The following is a 23890-nucleotide window of genomic DNA, read 5'->3' as shown; positions in this document are numbered from 1 at the left end:
TGCCGGGGTCACAACCGCCTGCACCGAGGGGGTGAACGGCACCGCTCGCCTGTCGCCGAGGCGGTCCGGTGGCTACCCTGACCGCCATGTCCGACGCCGTCGACGCCGTCGTGGCCGAGATCGCGCACGCCATCGACGCCGACCTCGCCGCCCGTACCACCGAGCTCACCGACTGGTTCGTCGAGATGATCCCGGAATTCCGGCACGACGAGACGGTCCGCAAGCTCATGATCGCCAGCACGTCGGCGAATCTGGTCGCGATCCTCGACATGCTGTCGCATTCCATCCCGCTCGACCGGATCACCGTCCCGCCCGCCGCGGCCGAGTACGCGCGCCGGTTCGCTCAGCACGAGTTGTCGCTGGAAGCCCTGCTGCGCGCATACCGGCTCGGCGAGCACCGGTTCGAGCAATGGGCGATCGAGGCGCTCGAACGACAGCCGAACATCGACACCCAGCTCGCGCTCGGCGTGCTCGCCGAACTGGCGCGGCGCACCAATCGCTACATCGACCAGGTCATCGAGGGCCTGATCGACATCTTCGAAACCGAACGCCGGCGCTGGAGCAGCCGCACCGGGGCCGCCCGGGCGGCGCAGATCCGGCTGGTGCTCGATTCGGACACGCTGACCGAGGACGCCGCCCAGCAACTGCTCGCCTTCCCGATGCGCCAGTGGCACTGCGCGGCCGTCGCGTGGCTGCCCGCCGAAGGCGCGGGCGAACTGCAGGCCGCCGCCCGGTTGCTGCAGGAGGTGTGCGGACGAGGCCCAGCCCTCACCATGCTGGCCGACGACCGCACGCTGTGGAGCTGGACGGTCAGCACGGAACGTGACGACATCGAGGTAGAACGCCTCCGCTCCGGCGTGGCCGACATCGGCGGCGGCCTGCGGCTGGCCCTGGGCGCACCGGGCTACGGACTGGCCGGATTCCGCGGCTCCCTGCGCGAGGCAGTCCGGGCGCGAGCAGTCGCGGAAACCAACGAGGACCAGAGCCAGAACGTCGTCCTGTTCGACGACGTCGCGATCGCCGCCCTGCTCACCGAACAGTCCGACGACGTGTACCGCTGGATCGCGCGAGTCCTCGGCGACCTCGTCGCCGACGACCCCGGCACCGAGCAACTGCGCGAGACGCTGCGAGTCTTCCTCGACACCGACGGCAGCTACACGCACGCCGCCGCCCGGCTGCACCTGCACAAGAACACCGTTCACTATCGCGTCCGCAAGGCCGAGGAACTGTGCGGACGGCCGCTCGCCGAACACCGGCTGGAAGTGGAAGTCGCCCTGCGTGCGGCCACTTTGCTGCGCAAGCGCCTGCCGTGGAACGAGCCCGGCTGAGCCGACGGTCCATTGTGGATTCTTTTGCCTTCGCGCGACGCCGTGTTAACCTGTCGCCGTGCTGCTCCTCATGACGTCCGAGCGACTCGTAACCCGGCGCGCCGGCTGAACCAGGCTGCCGGCGCGCGATGCCGGTATGCGGTTTTTGCTTCGGGACCTGGCCCTTCTCTTTCCCGCCAGCTCTTCTTCCCGGAGTACGCCATGTCCTTGAGCACCTTTTCCTCCGCCCCGTACACCTCCGCGCCCGCCATGCTGGTCCGCCGCCGGATCGCGACGTACTTCGTCGGCGGCATCGACCAGATCCCCGCCTTGGTCGCGACGCTGAGCCAGCACGGGAAGCTGATCCACGAGCTGTCCGTCGACGTCCGCGAGGGCGTCCGGGAAAGCAGCATGGTCAGCACCGTCCTGGTCAGCCCCGACGCACTCGAGGACTTGCTGGACGGCCTGCGTGCCCTCTCGTCGGTCGTCTCCGCCGAACTGGCCTGATTCGGTCCTTCGCGCGGCCGAACGTCAGACTGGGGTCCCCACCAGCGAAAGGCACCCCACATGCGATTGGCCGACAAGATCGCCTTGATCACCGGCGCTTCGAGCGGCATGGGCAAGGCAACCGCCCTGACCTTCGCCCGCGAAGGCGCGACGGTCGTCGTCACCGACGTCGAAGACGCTGACGGCACCGCCGTGGCCGAGGAAATCCGCGCCAACGGCGGCCAGGCCGAATACCGCCGTCTGGACGTCACCGACGAAACTTCCTGGACCGCGGCCATCGCCGACCTCCTGGACCGCCACGGACGGCTCGACGTACTGGTCAACAACGCCGGCATCAGCGGCACCTTCGACCCCGACCTGACCAGCACGGCGTTCTATGACCGCCTGCTGCAAGTCAACGCACGCGGAGTGTTCCTGGGCATCAAACACGGCGCAGCGGCGATGTCCGGCCGGGGCGGAGGTTCGATCGTGAACCTGACCTCGATCTCGGCGTCCATCGGGCAGATCGGCGTACACCTGGGCTACGCCGCCTCGAAGGGCGCGATCAAGGCGATGACGACCACCGCGTCCGTCCACTACGCGGGCGACGGCATCCGAGTCAACGCGGTAGCACCCGGCTTGCTGCCCCCGATGCGGACGTCCCGAGGCTCCACGGATCCGGTGTGGCGCGCGAAGCAGGTCGAGGGCGTGCCGATGGGGCGGACTGGGGAGGTGCAGGAGGTCGCGGATGTGATCCTCTTCCTGGCTTCCGCGGAATCCTCGTATGTGACCGGGGTGGAGATCCTGGCCGACGGGGGTTATACGGCCCAGTAGACGCTTCTTGGGTGCGCTGGGGCTCCCGCGGAACTCGGCGGGAGCCCCCGCGCACGGGGGATGTCATCGTGTCGAAGTCGGCCCCTTCTTTGCGCTGACTCCCACTGGGCTTCCCCTCCCCACCGCCTCCGGCCAGCCCTCCATCTCGCGCCGACTCCCGCAGCCACTCTGTCCGGACTCCCTGATCCGCCTTCGGTTCGCCGTGGGCCCTCCCCCATCCCTTCCGGACTCAGCCACGCCTCGACTCGCCCTGGGCCACCACCGACCCCGGCTCGGTGACCGCTGCCTGCCCTCCGCGTCGCGCCAACTCCGTCAGCCGCGCCGTCCTCACCCGGCCCCGCCCGCCGTCGAACTCCGCTGGGCCGTGATCCCCGCCTCTGCCTCGATCAGCCGTCACCGACCGGCCCGCGCGGTACGTTCACCGGACCACTCCCGGGTGGCGAGACGGAGGCGAAGCCGGTGGAACTGAGGCAGGTCGAACACTTCCTGGCCGTGGTCCGGCACGGCAACTTCACCCGCGCCGCCCAGGACGTGCACGTCGTGCAATCCGCTCTCAGCGCGTCCATCCGGAAACTGGAAACCGACCTCGGCGCGGACCTGTTCGACCGCACCACCCGCCGCGTCACCCTCACCCCCGCGGGCGAGGCCCTGCTCCCGCTGGCCCGCCAGATCGCCGCGGACGTCGACTCCGCCCGAGGCGAGGTAGCCGCGGTGACCGGCCTCGCGCGCGGCCGGGTGTCGATCGGGACCATCCAGACCCTGACCGTCATCGACCTGCCCGCGAAGCTGGGCGAGTTCCGCGCCCGCTACCCGGGAATCCGGCTGCGCGTCCGGGAAGGCACCATCCCCGGACTGACCGCCGCGGTGTCCGACGGCGAACTGGATCTGTCCTATGTGGGCGGTCCGCTGCCGGAGGAGCTGGCCGAATTCGCCAGCTGGCAGCAAATCTTGGTCCTGCTCACCCACCCCGGACATCGCCTGTCGACCCGCCGCCGAGTCCGGCTCGCGGAACTGGACGGCGAACCTTTCGTAGATTTCACCGGCAGCGGCCTGCAAGCCATGGTCGACCGCGCCTTCACGGAGGCCGGAGTCCGCCGTGACCAGGTCTGCGAGGCGACCAACGTCCCGCTGCTGGTCGACCTCGTCGCGGCAGGACTGGGCGTCACCGTGGTCCCGGAACAGGTCGCCGCCCGATCCGGACTGCCGTTCGCGCACCTCATCCAGCCGACTCTGGCCCGCACGATCTACCTGACCGGCCGCTCGGCAAACCTCACCAACCCGGCGGCACGGGCGCTGCTGGCCCACCTCCTCGCCTGACCCCGCGCACCGGTGCGAGCACCAACGCGAACCCGGCCAGCCCCAACACCAACGCGACGGTCGTCAGCCCGGTAATCCCGGCAACGAACGCCAACGCGAACGCCCTGCCGCCAAACCGCCGCAACAACCGGACAACATCCCGAGTCGCTTCGTCGACCGGCTCGACGTCGGCTGCCGGGTTGACGCTGGCCGCCCAGCCGATGTCGTTCGCACCCTCGACGCTAGCCGCCGACTCGACACCCGCCGCCGACTCAACCCCGACCACCGGGTTGGCGCTCGCCGCCCAGCCGATGTCGGTCGCACCCTCGACGCTAGCCGCCGACTCGACACCCGCCGCCGACTCGACGCCGACCACCGGGTTGACGCTCGCCGCCCAGCCGACGTCGGTCGCACCCTCGACGCTAACCGCCGACTCGACACCCACCGCCGACTCAACCCCGACCACCGGGTTGACGCTGGCGGCCCGGCGGGCGCTCGTCGCCGGCTCAATGCCCACCGACAGGTCGACGTTGGCCGACGGATCGACGTCGACTGCCGACCCGTCGCGCACCACTTCATCGGCGCTGACCGCCGCACGATCGCCCGCCGCGTCGAGGGCGGCGTTCTCGGCTGCGCTCCCACGATCGACCGTCGAGCCGAGGGCAGCACCGTCCGAGATGATCTCGCGAGTGTCCAGCCCTCCCGCACTGCCTAGACCCGTTTCGGTGTCGGCGGGCCGGTCCGCCGACACGTCACCGTCGAGGTGCCGGTCCTCGCTTCGGCCGGAGTTCTCGGCGGGATCGCCGGGCGCAGACATCATGGGCTGAGTATTGGCTCGCGTCGACCTCCCAGTCCAACACCTGTTTTCGCTGCGATTCAGCGATGAAATCGATCGCCCGTGCGGTGGCGTATCGACGTGACAGTCGCCGTCGGCTCAACGGCACCGGCGTCAGGCAAAGACCACCTCCTCGCTTCCGACCAGTTTTACGCCAGCCGTCGACAGTTCCTCGTCCACGCGGGCGCTCTCCTCGGCGGCGGAGAGTTCGTCGTCGTACGTGGCATGGGCGTCTTGGACCAGCGTGACCTCATGACCGCGGTCGAGGGCTGCCAAGGCGGTGGCTCGGACGCAGAAGTCGCTCTGCATTCCGGCCACGATCAGCGGGGCCGACTCTGGCAACAGGGAGCCCAGCTGGGTGTCGGCGAAAGAATCGGGTGCTTGTTTGTCGACTACGTGCTCGCCTGGACGGACGTCGTGCACTAGTTCCCAGCCGGAGGTTTCTGGCACGTCGGGGTCATGGCCGGTGCCGTTGTTCCGGACGTGCACCACCTGGGCGCCAGCGGCCCGTGCCCGTTCCAGGACACGGGAGATCGCGGCGGCGACTCGGTCGGCATCGGGGACCGGGGTGGGCGGGAGAAGCATGTTGTTCTGGACGTCGATGAGGAGCAGCACGGGAACCATGCCGGAAGCATCTCAGCGGGCACCGACAAAAACGGAGCCTCGGCGTTCGCCCACAGGGATGAACGCTGAACGAGGTCTTCGAAGTGGTCTGACGGAGTAGGCACCAGGCGGCGCTGCTGAGGCGACTCGTCGTGCTGGCTCTGGCGCTCGGACCTACGAGTCTCGCCGTTCCCGAGCGGACTCCTGCTGGGGCGACGGCCGTGGATGCCGCATCGGGCGCTGTCGGGCGACTGGGTAGCGCGCAAGGGGATGCGCCTCGTCCAATCGGTGGCGGGCGCGGCGGGGCACGTCGTCCGAGGGGGAAACCCAGCGGCGCGTCGAGTCGTCCGGAGGGGAGGTCGGAGCAGCTTTCGGCGGCGGAACGGCAGAGCGACGCCGGGCGGCGCGGCGCAGGAACACTACGGCCAGCACCACGAACACCGCGGCGACGGCCACCAGGAGCCACCAAGCTTGCATTCGTCCTCCCGTCGTGGGTGGGTCGCACGCAAGGGTGCCCGTTCAGCCCGAGGACAGCGCGATGTCCACACCGCCGGGTGTCACCGGAACGGGGGTTGTTTGCTGGATGATCGCGGAGGGCCGAGCGGGGTTCTGCGGCACCGACGCTAGCCGGTTTGCATAACGACGGGGCTTCACAGCGAGGCATGCGGACGGTGCCAGAACTCGTCGCGCGGCAACGCACGTCGAGGCTGGAGCCAAGGGCGAGCCGCCACGCAACAAAGGATGTCGGCGGGAATGGCTAGGCGCGTGGCGCAAATAGCCTCAGGCCAACCACGGCGAAGCCGCACTCACCCAGCGGCAACCTCACCGGCTGAGAGGCTCACTTCAGCCTCCCCACAGCGCCAAAAGCCGAACGCCCCATCGGCAAAGGCTCACTTCACCCCGTCCCGCAGTGCCGAAACCCGATCCACCGCAGCAGTGAAATCCGCGCTCGGCAGGGATCCGTCCGACAACCCGCCGGCCAACGCCGAAGCAGCATCGTCCCCCTGGCTCACGTCTCGAGCCGATGCCAGGATCAGATCCATTCCCGCCTTCGCGGCCAGCACCGCGCGGTTTCCCGGTCCGCCATAGGACTTCAGGGCACCCGCCTCCAAAGCGTCCGTCACGGTCACCCCGGCGAAGTTCGTGCTGGTTCGGAGTTCCCGCACGGCCGCCGGGGAAAGTCCGGCGGGACGGGAGGGGTCGAGCGCGGGATAGACAGCCCACGAGAGCATCACTAGCTTCACGCCGGCGTCGACGACTGGGCGGTAGGGAGCTTCGTCCTTGGCGCGCAGTTCGGGCAAGGGCACGTTCAGCGTCACCGGGCCGACGTCGGTGTTGCTTCCGGCGGGAACGGCACCCAGGCCGGGGAAGTGCTTGGCTGTCGCGGCGACGCCTGTTGCCTGCTGGGCGGTGACGAAATCCCGGCCCAGTGCACCAGCTACCTGGGGGTCCTGGCTGTAAGAGCGGCCGTATTTGTCGATGAAATTGCCCGGTTGGCGGTAGACATCCAGAACCGGCGCGAGATTGACGTTCATGCCTGTCCCGCCGAGGTTCTGGCCGGCACCGGTGCCCGCGGCTTTCGCCGCGGCAGCAGGATCCGCGGACTGGGCCACCTGCTTCTCCGACAAAACGGGCTCGCCGGGCAACCGGCGGACCTTCCCGCCTTCCTGGTCGGTCATCAGCAGTAACGGGCGGTGGACCGGGCTCTGCGCGTTCGCGTCCCGCAATTGTCGTACCACGTCGGTAATCTGCTGGGAGCTTGAGATGTTTTCGCCGAAGAAGATCACGCCTGCCGCCTCGCCGGCGCGGATTCGTTGCAGCAACGAGGCGGGCGGCGTCAGACCAGGATAGGAGTAGATCACCCGCTGTCCGGCCAGTTGCCGCGGCGTGAGACCAGCGGGGGTGGCGGCGACCGTGCTCATCGCGAGCACCGTCACGGCCATGGCCAGCAATGCCTTCCGACGCTTCATGCGACCTCCGTTCGCGAGCCCTGGGACAACGCTAACCCCCGGCGGGCCGGTGTGCTCAGCTACCAGGGGCTAGAACCAGCTCCTGCAGCCACACCGAGAACACGGGCAGCAGCGGGCCGACGCTGACGAGATCGCGGCAGGGGCAGCGAGCGAGGGCGAGGGCGAGGGCGAGGGCGAGGGCGAGGGCGAGGGCGAGGGCGAGGGCGAGGGCGAGGGCGAGGGCGAGGGAATGGTAGGCAAAGCGATGTTTGACAGGTTCGGGTGGGCGGCGAGGCGTCCCGAACGGCGTTCCGCGACAGTGCGGGGCTCGCTGCCGCCTGCGCTCGCGGAGGTCAACCCGGCGCCTGGCCGCCAGCACAAAGTCGTGTCCTCAGTGGACAATCAAACCCAGTAAGCGACCCGCGCCCGGTAATTGCGCAGCACCAGCATCGCCAGCGACCAGCCGGCCACGGTCACCACGCCCGCGACCAGCCAGTGCGTCCAGCTTTGCTGCTGCCCGACCAGCGGTGCGCGCACGATCTCGACGAAGTGATAAACCGGATTGAGCTGCAGCAGATTCACCGCGATGGAGCCGAATCCTTCGTGCGAGGTTTGGTTCATCGCCCGCACCTGGTCCATCGACCACATGATCGGTGTCGCGTAGAAGAGCATCGTGATGAAGCTCTGGATCACCGGCGGGATGTCGCGGAACCGCGTGGACACCACGCCGAACAGCAGCACCACCCACGCACCGTTCAGCAGGACCAGGGCCAGCGCGGGCACGGCGAGCAGCATTCCCCAGCCGAGTCCGGGGTGCAGCAACGCGTATTCCTTGTCCACCAAGCGGTACGGGTGCGAGAGCTTGCCGAAGAAGATCGCCAGCACCAGTACGTACACGACGAGGTTGTGCGCCAGGTACAACGCCTGTCGCCACACCGTGCGCAGCGCGTACACCGACACCGGGGCGGGGAGCTGCTTGATCATCCCTTCGTTCGCGATGAACGTTTCCGAGCCCTCAACGATGCAGCCGTTCATGAAGTTCCACAGGATGAGCCCGGTGGTGATGCTCGGCAGCAGGGTCGAGATGGAAGTGCCGAACAACGCGGAGTTCACCACGCCCAGCGCGAGCGCGGTGACTGCCATCCCGACGGTGATCCACAACGGCCCCAGCGACGAACGCCGGTAGCGCTGCTTGATGTCCTGCCACGCGAGCAACGCCCACAGTTCCCGGGCACGCAACCCGGCCTGCAGATCAGCGAAGGCTCGACGCCAGCTTCTCGGGTCCGCGTCGATCGCGGGCGGAGCGGTCATGGCAACGAACCTAGCCGCGATCACCGTTCTCGGCCAACACACGACTACGGTGTGCCGGGTGAGCTTTTTCCTGTCCCGCGTCCTTTCCGCACTCCGCGACGGTGGCGACACCGTGCTGTTCCACCACGACGACACCACCATGACGTACCGGGCGGCGTCAGAGCTGCTGTCGCGACTGTGCGGCGGGCTCGCCGAGGTGCGCGGCATGGTGGCGATCGACGCCGCCAACCGGCCGGAAGTGGTGCTCACCCAGCTTGCCGCGCAGCTGCGAGGGCTGGAAGTCGTGCTGATCGCGGCGTCCGCGAGCCGTCCGGCGCGGGCGGCGACGCTCGCGGCGACCGGGGCGACCTTGCTCACCGACGCCGAACTCGACACGCTCGCCGCGGCGCGTCCGTCCATTCCGGACACTTTGCCGAACAGCGTCACGGCGATTTTCCCCAGCGGCGGTACCACCGGGGCTCCGAAACTGATCCGGCACAGCGGGATCTACGACGGCGTGGCCCACATCTTCCAGCCGGACGGCACCAAAACCGCTCTCGTCACCGCTCCGCTCACGCATATGACCGGCAACGCGGCCGTTTTAGGCGCGCTCTGCTGCGGCAACACCGTGGTACTGCACCGGGAGTTCAATGCCGAGCATCTTCTCTCCGATGTGGAGCGTCATCGCGTCACCACGTTTTCCCTTACCCCGCCCCGGCTCGCCGCCGTACTCGACCATCCACGGCTGTCCACTACGGACGTATCCAGCGTGCAGCAGCTTTCCCTCGGTGCCGCGCCGCTGCCGCCTCGCCGGCTGGCCGAGGCGCTCAAGGTGTTCGGCCCGGTCGTCGGGCAGGGCTACGGGCTCACCGAAGCGCCGATGATCGCCAGCATTTCCGCGGACGAAGTCCTCACCCGGCCGGGACTTCTCGGTTCCGTCGGCCGCATCGTGCCCGGCATGCAAGGCCGGATCGAGGACGGCGAAGTGCTCGTCCGCGGACTGTCCATGATGGACGGCTACCTCGGGCAACCGCCGATCGGCGACGGCTGGCTGCGCACCGGCGACCTCGGCCGCTTCGACGAGGACGGCTACCTCTATCTGGAGGACCGGATCGACGACGTCATCGTCACCGGCGAGCACGGCACGAAGGTCTCCTCCACCACCGTGGAGCACGCGCTTCTCAGTCACCCCAAGGTAAAAGCCGCCGCGGTCGTTCCCGCACCAGGGCCGGATGGAACCCTGTTGCACGCCGTGGTGGTCGCTGAGAAGGCCACCGCTGACGAACTTCGCGACCAGGTCCGCGAAGAACTCGGCGGCGAGCATTTCGTGCCGTCCACTGTGGAGTTTCGCGACGAGTTGCCGCTGACCCCCGTGGGCAAAGTGGACAAACAACGCCTCAAGCGTTGACCGACCGGCCCAGCAAGCGTTCCCGGTGATGTTCCTCGTGCAGATCCCGCCGCCGGGCGTGCAACAGTTGCGCCAGCGTCACCTTGCCGAGCACCCGCGACGGATCGTGCCGGTCGACCACCAGCGCCTGCGTCGTATGCCCGAGTGCCAGTTCGTTCGCGACGTCGCGCAGAGTGTCGTCCGAGTACACGACGACATCGGCCGACATCTGCACGTCCGGTTCATGCGTCATCACTTCATGCACGAAGAACGTCTCAAGCGGATCAGTCGTGTACTCGCGGGTGAGGTGCAGACGTCGCCGCGCGATCTTCTCCGTGAGCACCGAACGCTTGAGCAGCAGCACCGAAAGCGCGTACGCCGAGAACGACGCGACGACGAGCGGCAGCAGATAGCTCCACGCGTGGGTCAGCTCCAAAGTGAACACAATGCCGGTGAACGGTGACCGCATCACGCCGCCGACCACAGCGGCCAGCCCGCACGTCGCCCAGAACCCGGGTGCGACCTGCGGCAGCAACCCGCCTTCCGCGGCGCCCAGCGCGGCACCGATCATGAACACCGGAGCCAGCACTCCTCCGGAAGTCCCGGATCCCAGCGAAAGCGCCCAGATCAGCGTCTTCACGACCAGGATCCCGACGATCAGCGACGCGGTCGCGTGTCCGGTGAGCAGCGTGTCGATCACGTCGTAGCCGACGCCGAGCGCGTGCGGTTCGATCAGGCCGCCGATGCCGATCACGAGACCGCCGATCGCGGGCCACCACATCCAGTGCACGGGCAGCCGCCCGAAAAGATCCTCGGCGAAGTAGACGAGTGCGGTCGCGCCGATCGCCAGCAACCCGCCGGTCAGGCCGGGGACGAGCGCGAGACCGTCCGCGGCCGGGCCGGGGCTGGCCCCGGTGAACGGGACGCCGAAGACCGGTCCGGTGCCGAGCAGGAACCCGCGGCACACGGTCGCGACCGCCACCGCGGCAGCCACCGGAACAAGACTGCGCGGCCGCCATTCGAAGAGCAGCAACTCGACGGCCAGCAGGACGGACGCGAGCGGCGCGTTGAACGTCGCCGCCATCCCGCCCGCGGCACCGGCGACCAGCAGCGTCTTGCGCTCGTCCGCGGACAGCTTCAGCAACTGCGCGAGGATCGAACCGACCGCGCCGCCGGTCATGATGATCGGCCCCTCGGCACCGAACGGGCCGCCGGTGCCGATGCTGACCGCCGCCGACACCGGTTTCAGCACCGCGACGCGCGGGGCCACCCGGCTGCCGCCGGTGAGGATCGCCTCGATCGCCTCCGGCATGCCGTGACCGCGGATCTTCTCCGAGCCGTAGCGCGCCATCAGGCCGATCACGAGCCCGCCGACGACCGGCGCGAGCAGCACGAGCCACCACGGATGATGCTGTGCGCCCGGCGCGACGAGATCCGTGGCGACGCGTTGGTAGAAGACCAGGTTGGTGATCAACCCGATGAGCTTGAGCAGCGCGAACGCCGCCACCGCCGCCGCTCCGCCCACTGGCAGCGCGATCGCGGTGATCAGCAGCATCCGCGGATTGACTGCGAAGTCGCCGAGGTGCGCGGCCCGCGCCGGAACCTTCACAGCCGGCCCGGCCCGGCTGTGGGCACGCCCGGTGCCGATTCCGCCGCGAGGACCAGGTCGCGGACCGCCGTCGAAACCGCCTCGTTCCGTGCGGCAGGCACTTCCGCCAGCAGCTCGGACAGCGCGCGCTGGCGTCGGCCGACGACCCCCGCCACAACCTCGCGCCCGGCAGCGGTGACCTCGATGGTCACCACTGTGCGGCGGTGCTCGTCTTCGCCGCGCACGACGTACCCGTGCGCCTCGAGCTTGTCGGCCAGCCGCGTGACCGAGGACGCGTTCACGCCCATCGCCTCGGCGAGCCGCGAACACGGAACGCGTCCCAGGCTGTCGAGCACCACCAGCAATCGCACCTGCGGGAAGGTGACGCCGCGCGGGGCGGCGTGCGCGCTGTCCCAGGCCACGGCCACGAGCACGCGAGTCAGCCGCTCGAGTTCGGCCACGTCGTCCGGCAAACCTTGCATAGTGCAAAAGTTGCTATAGACAAGGCTTCAGGTCAAGAGTGTGCTCGGTCACCAGGGGTTCCTTCCCGGGCGCCGGTTTTGTCGGTGATCTTGGCTAGGGTGGGTTTCGGCGACGCGGAGGTGAGCCGGTGGAGGACCACCCACTCCGGGGCAACCCCGGGGAGCAGCACGACACGTACCCACAGCGCCCCGCGCAGCGGCGGCACGCTCCGCGTGCGAGACAGCGCGGATGAACGGAGAACGAGTCGCCTCCGCGTCGCTGCTCGAACCGATGCCGGTGTGGCGATGGCAGGTCGCCCGCTGGACCACGTTCGACGAATGCGCCGCCGCCCTCGACCTCACGCCGGGCGAGCTGTCCTGGTTCGCCGACGAACGCGGCTGGCACCGGCGATCCGGGCCGGTGCTGCGGCATTACAGCTACCGCTGGATCCCCACGGCCACTGGCGGCGCGCGGCTGATCGAGCGGCCGAAACCGCGACTGGCCGAGGTGCAGCGACGGATCCGCAGGCAGGTACTCGACGCGCTGCCGGTCCACGAGGCCGCGCACGGTTTCCGGCGCGGCCGCTCAATTCACACCTGCGCCCGCCCGCACGCCGGACAAGACGTGGTGGTCCGGCTGGATCTGGCCGGCTTCTTCCCGACTGTCTCCGCGTCGCGGGTGCGCTCGCTGCTCGACCTGGCCGGTTACCCGAAAGCGGTCGCGGCCGCCATCGCCGGAATCCTCACCACGCGCACGCCGGTCGACGTCCTGCGCAGCGCCCCCGCCCGGTCGGCCATGCTGAGCCATCTCGCTGGCACGCACCTCCCGCAAGGCGCGCCGTCGTCGCCCTCGGTAGCCAACGCCGTCACCCATCACCTGGACCGCAGGCTCTCCGGCCTCGCCGCCGTGCTGGGCGCGAATTACACCCGCTACGCCGACGATCTGGCCTTCTCCGGCGACGCGAGCCTGCCGCTGCACCGGCTGCTGCCAGGCGTCCGGCGGATCGTGACCGACGAGGGCTTCCGCCTGCGCGACGACAAGACGTCAGTGAAACCGGCTTACCGGCAGCAGCGCGTCGCCGGGCTGGTGGTGAACGCCGCGCCTGCCGTCGCCCGCGCCGAGTACGACGAACTGCGGGCCGTGCTGCACAACTGCGCCCGCACCGGCCCAGCGCAGCAGAACCGCGCCGGGCACCCGGACTTCCGGGCGCACCTGATGGGCCGGATCGCGTGGATCAGCGCCACCAACGCGGCCCGCGGCACGAAATTGCGCGGCCTGTTCGACCGGATCGACTGGTCGTGAACGCGGCCGTTCAGACCGATAACAGACTGAGATTCCGCTCCATCTCGGCCCACCATCCAGCCGCCGGAACATCCCGCGGCTGAATCAACGAGGCTTTGACCAGAATGTCGGGCCGGTTTTCTCGCCAAGCGTAGGAAAAAAGCTCGTCGTAATGCGCCCGCGGAAGCCATCCCTGTTCCCGTCCCGCTTCCAGCCGCATGAGCTGACGCGCGAGATCCATGCTGCTTCGCTCACAACTGCGAAACGCGTTCGAAAATCTTTGCACGGCCGCCGTGTCTCCCCGCCGAACCGCCTGGCAGGCAAGGAAAAGCGCCGTCACGGCAAGGACGTCCGACCGGTGCACCCCGCCCTCCGCCGCCAGATGTTCCGCCAGTTGAAAACTGCGCTTCCGCCGTCCCCGGCGCACCATTTCCGCCAGCGCTCGCTGCTGCCGAATGAGATATTCGTCTTCCCGCAGGTACTGCACAGCGTTTCCTCCCCTGCGCCCGGTCCCGACCCAGGCCGCTTCCCGGTACAGGATGCTCCGCCAGGGTGACAGATACGTCGGCGACACTCAGCCGTTCGGAGCAAAATATCACCCAGGGGCATCGACAGTACCCGACCGCGCAAGTCCGGGAATCCTTGTTGTGCCTCAGGAATCGGGCGTCTCAGCTCGATGGGCGGAAGTTCGCGACGCGGGTCGGTTTTCGCATCGAACTCGCGCGTTGAGTTGGCTTGCCGGTGCAGACGGGGTGACTTGCTGCGGAATCCGCATTCTGGAGGCGACTGGCCTCAGTGGACACCCGGCAGCGAGCGGGTCGGTGGTTGCGAAACGCTTTCACGCCAAGGGCTTGTTCCATGCAAGCGGAGCGGACCTCCGGGCGGTTCGTGGCCCGGTTGCCTTGGGCGGTGTGGTTTTCGAGTGCGCTTTCCGGGCGCGATTTCACCCGTTCGGCCCAGTCGGGAGCGATGGATTGAGGCGGTTGACTGCTCTGCGGCGAGCGACGGAGCGCTGAGAGAAAGCCCGCGCAGGGAGGGAGCCCGGCAGGCGGTTGCCGGGTGGCTCGGTTCCGAGCGGGCAAAACGGAGAGCAGCCAATCTCGCGCACGGAGCGCCCGACAGGGGCAATCGCTCGCACGCCGAACGTCTGACTGACGCAACCGCCCGCACGCAGAACACCCGGCAGACGCAACCACTCGCATGTGGATCATTCGACAGAGACGAGCTCTCACGCACGGAAGCCCGAAAATAGCGGTCCCTCACCCGCCGAACGTCCGAGAAGGGCAACCGCTCACAACCGGAGCACCCGAGTGCGACCCCGCTCGCACGGAACGCCCGAGAGCGGCGACCGCTCGCACAGGGAGCGCGCGAGAGTGGCAATCCCTCGCTGGAGCGCCCTCTCGCACGCGCAGCGTGCAGAAGCGCCCGATGGGCGATTTCCCGCACGAGGAGCAGGCGGCGGGCGGGTGCCGCCGATCGCTGCGCTGGCAGCGCGGTTGAGGGGCTGCCGAGGCAATACATTCCGGAGTCCCGGCCGCAGTTCACAGCCAAGACTTTCGCGTACGCCGAACTAGACCGTCGTGAAGAAGTCCGCGAGACCAGCCTGGATTCGCTCAGGCAAGGCGCAACCCCGCCGAGGTCCCGGGCATGCTCACCTAACCGGTCAGCCCGCCGTCTGTCGCCAACCGAAGTCCTGGCGGGTTACCCCATCCGCCAGTGTCGAAACCCCGCACCGCACCCCAAGTCGTCCACAACCGCTCAGCCGCGACCAGCCCGGTCCTCCCCAGGACCAGGCTGGCACATCAGCTGGCAAACCCCGCGACTGGTCCGCACACCGGCCGCGGCGTGTTCTCCCCCGCAGGCCAGGCACCGAAGTGCCTCAGGCGACCTCGGTCCGGCTGCCGCCCGGGGCGTGCAGCCCCAGCATGTCCAGCAGCAGGGCGCATTCCTGCGCGTCCTTGGCCCGCGACGCGACGGCCAGCGCTGCCTTGCGGCGGCGCTCCTCCTGCCGGGCCGCGTCCGTGTCGTCCACGAGGTCTGGCGCCGGGTGCAATCCGGTGGTCAGGTCTCGCATGGTGGCTCCTCCCCGATTGGCGTGGGCGCGGGTTTTCCGCGCTCCCTGCACACCCCTTCAACGGACGACCCGCACCGGATGTTCCGATGACTCCGATCACGTCCGCCCGCCAGGCCAGAATGGCACACGGCGGGGGCCGCCGGTGCGGCACCAGAAAATGAACCGTGCGCAGGGCGGGAAGCTCCATCGTCCTAAGTGGACACAACGGGAAAGCGCCCATTCGGGTGGCGTGAGTGGCCTCACCCGGGCGGGCGAGCCACTATCCACGCTGTGCATCCCGACCGGCGCCCCGTGCGCACCGCTCTCGTCGGGATGACTGTGCTCGTCCTCGGCGTCCTCGCCGCGCTTCAGGCGCCGAATCTGCCGCTCATCGGCGACGGCACCGCGTATGCCGCGGAATTCAGCGAGGCCGCGGGGCTCCAGACCGGCAACGACGTCCGGGTCGCGGGAGTGAAAGTCGGCCGGGTGTCGGAGGTTTCGCTCGACGGCGCGTCCGTCCGGGTGGCGTTCCGCGTATCAGGGGCCTGGCTCGGGGACCGGACATCCGCGGCGATCCGGATCAAAACGTTGCTGGGGCAGAAGTATCTCGCGCTTGACCCGGTCGGCGTCGGCTCGCTGGATCCGGACACGCCGATCCCGCGCGACCGGACCACGGTTCCGTATGACGTCCTGCCCGCCTTCCGGCAGCTGGCCACGACCGTCGACGCCATCGACACCACCCAGTTGGCGCAAAGCTTCCGCGCCATTTCCGGCACCTTCGCGCACACCCCGGCCGACGTCCGAGCCACACTGACCGGACTGTCACGGCTGTCCGATTCCCTCTCCGCCCGCGACACGAAACTGGCTCACCTTTTGGCTCAGGCGCGCACAGTTTCCGCCACGCTCGCCGACCGCGACACCCAGCTGACCCGGCTTCTCACCGACGGCAACCAGTTGCTGGACGAGGTGCGGAAACGCGAATCGGCCATTCAGTCGCTGCTCGCCGGAGCCCGCCGGTTGAGCAGCGAAGTGTCCGGGCTCGTCGCCGACAACGACCGCGAACTCGGCCCGGTGCTCACCCAGCTCGACCGGCTCACCGCGCTGCTCGAACGAAACCGCGCCTCGCTCGCGGACGGAATCCGCGCACTGGCCCCGCTCGTCCGCTTCGCCGCGAATCTCACCGGCAACGGCCGATGGATCGACGGTTACCTGTGCGGCCTGATCCTTCCCGCGCTCGGACCGGTCAACGAGCACGGCTGCTTCAGTCCATGAGCCCCGGCCCGCCGGTGATCCGCACGGTGACCTGGTTGTCGTTGTACGTATAAGCCTCGTAGGCGAACTCGACGCCGGTCTTCGCGACGTGCTCGGTCCACGCCCGGTACTCGTGCCGTTTCCAGCCGGGGAAGTTGAAGAACTCGTCGAAGTGCACGATGCTGCCGACGCGCAGCCGCGGGCCGACGTTGTCCAGCACCGTCTTCGCCGAGCTGTAGAGATCGCCGTCGACGTGCAGGAAATCGACCGGGCCGGGGTGCTTCTCCAGGAATCCGGGCAGGCTGTCGGAGAACAGGCCGACGACGAGTTCGGCTCCCGGCACGTCGGGCAGGTCGTCACGGGCGAAGGCGCCGGCGGGCATGCCGTTGAGCCACGCCTCGGGCAGGCCGTCGAACGAATCGAAGCCGTACACCTCGGTCGCCTCGCGCGCGGCGGTGATGGTGCGCAACGTGTTGCCGGACGCGACGCCGAACTCCAGCGCCATCCCGCCGGTCGGCGCGAGGGAAAGCGCGTACTCCAGCGTTTCCTTCGGGCTGCCGAAATGCTGTGCCCCGATCAGGCTTTCGCGCGCGAAGACGTTGCTCTCCAACGCCGCGTCCTGATCGCCTGCGTACACGATGTCGCGGCGGCTGCGGATCTCGAACTCGACCACGCGGTCCAGCAGGCGATCCCCCTGCCGGACGATCTCGGACCGCAGATCCTCGCGCGTCCGTTCCAGTTCCGCGCGCAGTTCCGAACGCAATTCGGCGAGCTGCTCGGCGTGCGGATCGTGCAGGCGGGCCGCGGCCCGGCGCAGCACCAGGCCGGCCTTCCGGCGCAGCGCAGGGCCCAAAGTCCTTGTCGTCAGCCGATCTTGGCTTTCCTGGTTCATCCCGGGACGATAGCCGACAACCGGACACCGTCCCGCACTGCCCGGTCTACCCGGGAGTAGCCGATCGCCTGACCACCGCGGATCCCTGTGCGGCCGCGCATAACGCCGAGTCTCCTTCTCTGTCCACTGTGTACAGATCGCAGCGGCACGTTGCCCGCGAACGGCTCGCTTGGACGACCACCGCTTCCGCGCGCAGCAGTACGCCGTCGGCGGGCACGAGGTAGTCGATCGAGAAACCGCTCGTGAGCAACTGCGGGCCGAGCACGGTTCCGGCGGCGAAGGTGAGCGCGTTGTCCGCGGCGTAGGCGAGGACGCCGCCGTGCAGGTAGCCGTTCTGCTGCCGGAGGTCGTCGCGGACGTCCAGTTCCAGCACCGCGCGTCCGTCTCCGAACTCCTCGACCCGCGCGCCGAGCAGGACGCTGAACGGTTGCGCGGCGAGCCCGGCGCGCGCGAAGTCTAAGTCCATTTTCAGCCCTCACTTCAGTAGTGAAGTACTTCAGTAGTGAAGTGAGGATGGCGGCGAGAAGAGAACGCTGTCAAGATCCCCGCATGGCCGCCGACGAACGACTCTTCTTCCTGCTGCAGAGCGCGGCCCACCGGCTGCGCGTCGAGGGTGACCGGCGCTGCCTCGCCGCGGGCGGCGTGACGACCGCACAGCTCGGCGCGCTGCTCGCGGTGTACGACCAGCCCGGGCTCACCCAGCGGGAACTGGCCGCCGAACTGGGCCAGCGCGAATCGGCAATCACGGCGATGACCGGGCGGTTGATCGACGCGGGACTGATCGTCCGGCAGCCGCATCCGGAACAGCACCGGGCGCTGGTGCTGGACCTGACCGCGGAGGGGACCGCGACGATCGCCCGGTTGCGGCCGGTGATCGAGTCGTTCAACCGCGAACTGCACGCGCTGCTCGGAGACGCGTTCGGGCCGACCAGCGAGGCGCTGCGGTATCTGGCCGGCTGGCCAGGCTGAGTCCTGATCCCCCTGACCGCGGCGCGTGCGGGCAGCGACGCCTAGGCGTTCGTGAGGGGCCCTGTCCGGGTACCCGGCCAGGCGCGGACCGGCTAGCTTCACCAGATGTCACCCGCCACACCCGCCCCCGCTGCCTCGCGGCAACGTGCGAGCCCCATCATGTCCGGGGTGGCGATCATGACGGCCCGGCTCTGGTGGGCCTGGCAGACGGTCCGATCCGCAGGCGTTGCTTACCTCTCGGCTCAGCGTTCGGAGCCGTCCCCGCCCTGTTCGGCGAGAAACCGCTCGAACTGCGAGCCCAGTTCGTCCGCCGTCGGCATGTGCTCCTGTGATTCGGCGAGCAGGCTGTGCCCGGAGGCTTCGGTGAACGTGTCGTACTGACGTTCCAGCGCGCGCACCACGTCGGCGGATTCCTCGGATTCGGCGACCTGGCGGTCGATCTCCGCCTTGGCCACCTCGGCCGCGGTGCGCAGTTCGCCGTCGGGCAGGCGCAGGCCGGTGGCCTTGCCGACCGAGTCGAGGATCGTCAGCGCGGCGGCCGGGTAGGTCGACTGCGCCAGGTAGTGCGGCACGTGCGCGGCGAAGCCCATCGCGTCGTGGCCCCATTCGCCGAAGCGGTACTCCAGCATCGCGGCGGCGCTGCCGGGGACCTGCATGCGGTTCGGCAGCGGCTGATGCTCGCCGACCAGGTGCTCGCGGGTCGCGTGCGCGGTGACGCCGAGCGGGCGCGTGTGCGGGGCTCCCATCGGAATCCCGTGGTATCCCACGGTGAGCCGCACGCCCCAGCGTTCCACCAGCTGCCGCACGGCGGCCGCGAACAGCTCCCATTCGCGATCCGGCTCGGGGCCGGACAGCAGCAGGAACGGGATGCCGTCGTCGTCGTGCAGCAGGCGCACGACCAGCTCGGGGGCCTCGTATTCCTCCCAGTGGTCGACCGCGTAGATCATCGACGGGCGTCGGGACCGGTAGTCGATGAGCCGGTCGACGTCGAACCGCGCGACGACCCGGTTCTCGACCTCGCCGGTGAGGTGGTCGGTGACCAGCCGCCCGGCCGAGCCCGCGTCCATGAAGCCCTCGAAGAAGTGCAGAAGCACCGCTCCGTCCAGGTCGGGGACGTCCGAGTCCACCTCGTACAGTTCCTCGGGATCGAGTCCCACCGGATCCTCCTGCTGCTCGCTTGCACGGACGTACGCGATACAACGCCGCCCGGCTGCGTTTCCATCCCGCGCGCGGCAGAAATAGTAACGCCCTGCACTCGCCACCCACCCCGGATCGGGGCATCGTGACACTTGTCGTGGGCATCGACGCCTCCGGTCGGGCACTCTGAGCAGGTGAACACCGAGGAATCCACCACGCTTGAACTGCGGCTGCGTCCGCCCGAACACCGGGTGAGCCGCCGGGCGATCGGCCACTGGGCGGCGTCGGCGGGGGCGGGCTGGCTGCTCGTGCTCGCGGTGCAGGCGGTGGTGGTCGCGACCGCGGACGACCCGCCGTCGTGGCTCACGGTGACACTGCTGCTCTCCTGCGTGCTGGCCCCGCTTCATCTGCTCGTCATGCCGCAGTGGCGCTACCGCGTGCATCGCTGGGAAGTCACCGGCGAGGCCGTCTACACCCAGTCCGGCTGGCTGAAGCAGGAGTGGCGGATCGCGCCGATCTCGCGGATCCAGACGGTGGACGTCGAACGCGGCCCGCTGGAGCAACTGTTCGGGCTGGCCCGGCTCACCGTCACGACGGCGTCCGCCGCCGGTCCGCTGCGCGTCTCCGGACTCGACCGGGACGTCGCGGTCGCGCTGGCCGACGAGCTGACCCGCACCACCCAGGCCGTTCGCGGGGACGCGACGTGAACGCGACCGCACCCTCCCCGCCGGTCGCCGCCGAAGGCACCGGCGACGCGCCCTGGCATCGTCTCGATCGCCGGATGTTGCTGATCCGCCCGGTTCTCGACCTGGTGAAGTCGCTGCCGGTGCTCGTTGGCGCGCTGGTGCTCGGCCACGGGAATTACTGGCAGTGGATCGGTCTCGCCGCCACCGCGGTGACGATCGGCGTCGGCATTTCGCACTGTCTCACCTCGCGCTACCGCGTCACCGCGACCCAGATCGAATGGCACACCGGGTTGCTGCTGCGCAAGCAACGCGCCATTCCGCGCGATCGAATCCGTGCCGTAGACGTGCTTTCGGAACCGAAACATCGGCTTTTCTCGCTGTCGGCAGTACGAATCGGTACCGGAAGGCACGATCACGGCAAGGGACCGGGCAAGGACCAACTGGTGCTCGACGCGGTCACTCGCGCGGAGGCCCAGCGGCTGCGGACCTTGCTGCTGCACCGGAAACCGGCCGAAACGCAAGCGGCGCAACCGCCGGAGTCGCTCGTCGCCGAGGTCGACAAGCGCTGGGTGCGCTACGCGCCGTTCACGCTGTCCGGACTCGCGGTGGTCGCCGCGATCCTCGGCACGGTCTATCACTTCGCGCACGAACTGCATTTCGATCCGACGAGTTTCGGGCCGGTCCGCGACCTCACCGCCCGCGCGCTCGAACAACCGGTGTGGCTCACCGTGGTGCTGGCGGCGGCCGGGCTGCTCGTGCTGGTGTCGGTGTTGTCGGTCGGCGGATACGTGTTGTCGTTCTGGAACTTCCGGCTCACCCGCGAACCAGGCGGCACGCTGCACATCCGGCGCGGGCTGATCACGACGCGGTCGGTGTCGATCGAGGAGGACCGGCTGCGCGGGGTCGAGATCAAGGAACCGTTGCCGCTGCGGATGGTCGGCGGCGCGAAGTGCGTCGCGGTCGCGGCCGGACTGCGCGAGGGCAAGGGCGCCGACCGCGGCGGCGGCCTGTTGCTGCCGCCTGCTCCGGCAGGGAAGGCCAGGGAGATCGCGGGCGAGGTGCTCGGCGAGGACTTCGCGAATGTCCCCCTCGTCCGGCATTCCCCGCGCGCGCGGACCCGCCGGATCACCCGTGCCGTCTTCTCCGTGCTGGCGCTCTCGGCCGCGCTGTTCGCCCTGGCCTGGCTCGATGTCCTGCCGGAATGGCCGTGGCAGGCCGCGCTCGTGCTGCTGCCGTTCGCGGTCTTGGTCGGCTTCGACCGGTACCGCTCGCTCGGCCACGCGATCACCGGCCGGTACCTCGTGACCCGTTCCGGGTCGCTGGCCAGGGCGACGGTCGCTGTCCGGCGCGACCGGCTCACCGGGATCGTCGTGCACCAGTCGCTGTTCCAGCGGCGGGCCGGGCTGGTCACCGTCACCGCGCCGATCGCCGCGGGCCGCGGGCACTACCGCGTGCTCGACGTCGAACAGGGCACCGGGCTCGCGCTCGCCGACGCCGCCGTCCCCGGATTGCTGACCCCGTTTATTGCTGTGTCAGAAAAACCGTGACCTGTGGTAATTTACCGACGCGTTCGTGACTGAATTCGGTGCTCTCACGAAGAGGTTTCAGGATGTCTGAACCCGGGCTCCGTCGCACGGCCGGTGCCAACAGTTCCCGGAAAGTGCTCCAGTTGCTGTTGTCGTTCACCGAACAGCGCTGGGAGGCCAGCGTGGCGGAACTCGCCGGGGTGATCGGCAGCCCGGTCGCCACCACCTATCGCTACGTGCAGCTGCTGAAAGAGCTGCAATTGCTCGAGGAGTCGCGGTCCGGGCGGTACCACGTCACCAGCCGCGTGATGCCGCTCGCGCGCGCCGCCCGCCTCGCGAACGACCTGGCGCGGATCGCGCGGCCGACGATGGAGGAGGCCGCGCGCGAACTCGGCGAGACGATCCTGCTGTTCCAGCACTTCGGCGACTTCGCGGTGTGCAGCGACCGGGTCGAATGCGACCGCGCGATGCGGTTCACGTTCCAGCCGGGGCATTCCATCCCGCTCGGTGTCGGAGCGACCGGGAAGATGCTGCTCGCGCTGCTGCCCGACGGAGAACGCGAACGCCAGGTCGCCCGGATCGCCGATGAGCGCGGCACCGAGGTCCGCGACGCCCTCAAACACGCGCTGGCCAACCGCTACGCGCAGAGCTGGGGCGAGATCGAGGACGGCGTGTGGGCCTGCTCGGTGCCGGTCGACGCGGACCGGCTCCGGCCGAGCGTGCTGAGCCTGGTCGGACCGGCCACCCGCGTCGGCGACGCGGAGCGCGAGCGGGCCATCACCGCGCTGCGTGCTTACGCGGAGCAGATCGGAAAAGCGATTTCCGAGTACTCCGTGTAGCCGTAAGGTCTGGCCAGTGATCCGTCTCGCCGCCCCTGCCGACCTTACGGTGCTGCCTGACCTCGAACGTGCCGCCGGAGAACCGTTCCGGTCCGTCGGCATGGCCGAGATCGCCGACGACGCACCGCCCTCGGTCGAGGAGCTCTCGGTGTTCCAGTCCGCCGGCCGATGCTGGGTCTGGGACGACGACGGGACGATCGCCGCGTACGTGCTCGCCGAGGAGGTCGACGGTTTCGGGCACGTGGAACAGGTTTCGCTGCTGCCGAGCCACGCGCGCCGCGGAGTGGGGCGGGCGCTGATCGAGACTGTCGGCGAGTGGGCCGCGGAGCGCGGGTTGTCCGGGCTGACGCTGACGACGTTCGCCGAGGTGCCGTGGAACGCGCCCTACTACGAGCGGCTCGGGTTCCGCGTGCTGGCCGACGATGAGCAGGGACCGGCGCTGCGGGAGATCCGGCGGGCGGAGATCGCGCGAGGGCTGGACCGGTGGCCGAGGGTGGCTATGGTTCGGATTTCCTTGTAGCACAAGCGATTTCGCGGCCGCTCAGGCTGATTCCGCCAGGATCGTCCGGGCCTGCGTCAGCGCGAAGCCCAGCAGGTTCAGCCCGCGCCATCGCGCCGGATTCTCCGCGTCCGGATCGTCCGCGGTCAGCCCGATGCCCCACACCCGGTCAAGCGGGCTCGCCTCCACCAGCACCCGCTTCCCCGTGCTCAGCAGGAACCGACGCAGCTCCGGGTGCTGCCCGAACTTGGCGACGCTGCCGGCGAGCACGATCTCGCCGCGGCGGGCGTCCCACTGATCCTGGTCGAAGCCCGCGACGCCGCGTCCCAGCTCCTTGGCCTGTCGCGGATGCCGGACTTCCAGGATCCGCTCGGCGTTCGTTTCGTCACCGAACAGCAGTGCCTTCCGCCACATCATGTAGTGCTCGGCCGTAGCGAACGTCCGGCCGTCCACAGTGAAGGGCGCCGGCCACCACTGGCTCAGACAGCCCCGCCCGGCGCTTCCGTCGCTCTCCGGCCGGTGTCCCCAGAAGAACAGGAACTTGGCTCGCTGTCCGCGGCTCATCCGGTCGGTCAGCTCGGCGACGTCCCGCGGGTTCTCCTCCGTGAGACGGCAGTCTCGCAGCGCCGATCCCTGTCGAGGAACCGATTTCGGCCGCCGCCCCGCGGCCGCGGCCGCCCGGTCCCGGCCAGGGTCGCTCGGGAGGGGGACCTGGATTGC

24 protein-coding genes are annotated in these 23890 nt (G+C 69.2%); 12 read left to right on the top strand and 12 right to left on the bottom strand.

Annotated features, from left to right (window positions below):
• The first annotated feature begins 86 nt into the window (after window positions 1-86).
• The 4 genes from H4281_RS07705 to H4281_RS07690 all read left to right on the top strand — a co-directional run bounded on the left by H4281_RS07705 (window position 87) and on the right by H4281_RS07690 (window position 3944).
• Complete coding sequence (locus tag H4281_RS07705) at window positions 87-1328, top strand: PucR family transcriptional regulator (RefSeq protein WP_182890125.1); 1242 nt, start codon at window positions 87-89, stop codon at window positions 1326-1328.
• Window positions 1329-1529: 201 nt separating this feature from the next.
• Window positions 1530-1814, top strand: a complete 285-nt coding sequence (locus tag H4281_RS07700; protein WP_182890124.1) for a hypothetical protein — start codon at window positions 1530-1532, stop codon at window positions 1812-1814.
• 60 nt (window positions 1815-1874) lie between these two features.
• Window positions 1875-2627 carry an SDR family NAD(P)-dependent oxidoreductase gene (locus H4281_RS07695; protein WP_182890123.1) on the top strand — a complete coding sequence of 251 codons (753 nt, stop codon included), beginning with the start codon at window positions 1875-1877 and terminating at the stop codon, window positions 2625-2627.
• A 459-nt stretch (window positions 2628-3086) separates the two neighbouring features.
• On the top strand, window positions 3087-3944 hold the full coding sequence (locus tag H4281_RS07690; RefSeq protein WP_182890122.1) for a LysR family transcriptional regulator: 858 nt from the start codon (window positions 3087-3089) through the stop codon (window positions 3942-3944).
• Here H4281_RS07690 and H4281_RS07685 read toward each other — a convergent pair.
• From H4281_RS07685 to wzm, 4 genes are all read right to left on the bottom strand, one after another.
• Window positions 3898-4743, bottom strand: a complete 846-nt coding sequence (locus tag H4281_RS07685) for a hypothetical protein (protein WP_182890121.1) — start codon at window positions 4741-4743, stop codon at window positions 3898-3900. The two genes, H4281_RS07690 and H4281_RS07685, sit on opposite strands and share 47 nt — an antisense overlap.
• A gap of 129 nt (window positions 4744-4872) precedes the next feature.
• Window positions 4873-5382 carry an isochorismatase family protein gene (locus H4281_RS07680; protein ID WP_182890120.1) on the bottom strand — a complete coding sequence of 170 codons (510 nt, stop codon included), beginning with the start codon at window positions 5380-5382 and terminating at the stop codon, window positions 4873-4875.
• 869 nt (window positions 5383-6251) lie between these two features.
• A complete protein-coding gene (locus tag H4281_RS07675; protein ID WP_182890119.1) occupies window positions 6252-7331 on the bottom strand; it encodes a glycoside hydrolase family 3 N-terminal domain-containing protein in 1080 nt (359 codons plus the stop codon).
• 381 nt (window positions 7332-7712) lie between these two features.
• Window positions 7713-8621 carry a galactan export ABC transporter permease subunit Wzm/RfbD gene (gene wzm, locus H4281_RS07670; protein WP_182890118.1) on the bottom strand — a complete coding sequence of 303 codons (909 nt, stop codon included), beginning with the start codon at window positions 8619-8621 and terminating at the stop codon, window positions 7713-7715.
• A gap of 58 nt (window positions 8622-8679) precedes the next feature.
• Here wzm and H4281_RS07665 point away from each other — a divergent pair, with 58 nt between their 5' ends.
• Window positions 8680-10008 (top strand): class I adenylate-forming enzyme family protein, encoded by a 1329-nt coding sequence (locus tag H4281_RS07665; protein WP_182890275.1) that lies wholly within the window; start codon window positions 8680-8682, stop codon window positions 10006-10008.
• Here H4281_RS07665 and H4281_RS07660 read toward each other — a convergent pair.
• Both H4281_RS07660 and H4281_RS07655 read right to left on the bottom strand, forming a co-directional pair.
• Window positions 9998-11542: a chloride channel protein gene (locus H4281_RS07660; protein ID WP_182890117.1), complete on the bottom strand. Its 1545-nt coding sequence runs from the start codon at window positions 11540-11542 to the stop codon at window positions 9998-10000. The genes H4281_RS07665 and H4281_RS07660 overlap by 11 nt on opposite strands.
• 50 nt (window positions 11543-11592) lie before the next feature.
• On the bottom strand, window positions 11593-12057 hold the full coding sequence (locus H4281_RS07655) for a MarR family winged helix-turn-helix transcriptional regulator (protein ID WP_182890116.1): 465 nt from the start codon (window positions 12055-12057) through the stop codon (window positions 11593-11595).
• Between the two features lie 229 nt (window positions 12058-12286).
• Between H4281_RS07655 and H4281_RS07650 the strand changes: the two genes are divergently transcribed.
• Complete coding sequence (locus H4281_RS07650; RefSeq protein WP_237597139.1) at window positions 12287-13339, top strand: reverse transcriptase family protein; 1053 nt, start codon at window positions 12287-12289, stop codon at window positions 13337-13339.
• A 10-nt stretch (window positions 13340-13349) separates the two neighbouring features.
• Here H4281_RS07650 and H4281_RS07645 read toward each other — a convergent pair whose 3' ends face one another.
• Both H4281_RS07645 and H4281_RS07640 read right to left on the bottom strand, forming a co-directional pair.
• Window positions 13350-13805: a hypothetical protein gene (locus tag H4281_RS07645; protein ID WP_237597140.1), complete on the bottom strand. Its 456-nt coding sequence runs from the start codon at window positions 13803-13805 to the stop codon at window positions 13350-13352.
• A 1392-nt stretch (window positions 13806-15197) separates the two neighbouring features.
• A complete protein-coding gene (locus tag H4281_RS07640) occupies window positions 15198-15392 on the bottom strand; it encodes a hypothetical protein (protein ID WP_037715467.1) in 195 nt (64 codons plus the stop codon).
• Between the two features lie 312 nt (window positions 15393-15704).
• On the opposite strand from H4281_RS07640, the gene H4281_RS07635 reads away from it, so the two are divergent.
• On the top strand, window positions 15705-16643 hold the full coding sequence (locus tag H4281_RS07635) for an MCE family protein (RefSeq protein WP_182890272.1): 939 nt from the start codon (window positions 15705-15707) through the stop codon (window positions 16641-16643).
• Here H4281_RS07635 and H4281_RS07630 read toward each other — a convergent pair.
• Entirely contained in the window at window positions 16633-17514 is an 882-nt protein-coding gene (locus H4281_RS07630) for a class I SAM-dependent methyltransferase (protein ID WP_237597141.1), read from the bottom strand. The two genes, H4281_RS07635 and H4281_RS07630, sit on opposite strands and share 11 nt — an antisense overlap.
• Window positions 17515-17560: 46 nt before the next feature.
• Complete coding sequence (locus H4281_RS07625) at window positions 17561-17980, bottom strand: PaaI family thioesterase (RefSeq protein ID WP_182890114.1); 420 nt, start codon at window positions 17978-17980, stop codon at window positions 17561-17563.
• Window positions 17981-18063: 83 nt separating this feature from the next.
• Here H4281_RS07625 and H4281_RS07620 point away from each other — a divergent pair, with 83 nt between their 5' ends.
• On the top strand, window positions 18064-18483 hold the full coding sequence (locus H4281_RS07620) for a MarR family winged helix-turn-helix transcriptional regulator (protein WP_220506782.1): 420 nt from the start codon (window positions 18064-18066) through the stop codon (window positions 18481-18483).
• 242 nt (window positions 18484-18725) lie between these two features.
• Here H4281_RS07620 and H4281_RS07615 read toward each other — a convergent pair whose 3' ends face one another.
• Entirely contained in the window at window positions 18726-19640 is a 915-nt protein-coding gene (locus tag H4281_RS07615; RefSeq protein WP_182890112.1) for a proteasome assembly chaperone family protein, read from the bottom strand.
• A gap of 174 nt (window positions 19641-19814) precedes the next feature.
• Here H4281_RS07615 and H4281_RS07610 point away from each other — a divergent pair, with 174 nt between their 5' ends.
• The 4 genes from H4281_RS07610 (at window position 19815) to H4281_RS07595 (ending at window position 23191) form a co-directional block, all read left to right on the top strand.
• Window positions 19815-20327, top strand: a complete 513-nt coding sequence (locus H4281_RS07610) for a PH domain-containing protein (RefSeq protein ID WP_182890111.1) — start codon at window positions 19815-19817, stop codon at window positions 20325-20327.
• A 74-nt stretch (window positions 20328-20401) separates the two neighbouring features.
• A complete protein-coding gene (locus H4281_RS07605) occupies window positions 20402-21853 on the top strand; it encodes a PH domain-containing protein (protein WP_220506918.1) in 1452 nt (483 codons plus the stop codon).
• Between the two features lie 62 nt (window positions 21854-21915).
• Window positions 21916-22671, top strand: coding sequence for an IclR family transcriptional regulator (locus tag H4281_RS07600; protein ID WP_182890109.1), 756 nt, complete (start codon window positions 21916-21918; stop codon window positions 22669-22671).
• A gap of 16 nt (window positions 22672-22687) precedes the next feature.
• Window positions 22688-23191, top strand: coding sequence for a GNAT family N-acetyltransferase (locus H4281_RS07595; RefSeq protein WP_182890108.1), 504 nt, complete (start codon window positions 22688-22690; stop codon window positions 23189-23191).
• A gap of 21 nt (window positions 23192-23212) precedes the next feature.
• On the opposite strand, the gene ybiA is transcribed toward H4281_RS07595, so the two are convergent.
• Window positions 23213-23734, bottom strand: coding sequence for a riboflavin biosynthesis intermediates N-glycosidase (gene ybiA / locus H4281_RS07590; RefSeq protein WP_182890107.1), 522 nt, complete (start codon window positions 23732-23734; stop codon window positions 23213-23215).
• Window positions 23735-23890 lie beyond the last annotated feature (156 nt).

The sequence above is a fragment of the Amycolatopsis dendrobii genome (assembly GCF_014145675.1).
Taxonomy (GTDB): Bacteria; Actinomycetota; Actinomycetes; order Mycobacteriales; family Pseudonocardiaceae; genus Amycolatopsis; species Amycolatopsis dendrobii.
Note: the sequence above shows the minus strand (reverse complement) of the source record. Positions and strands in the feature narration are given on the sequence as shown.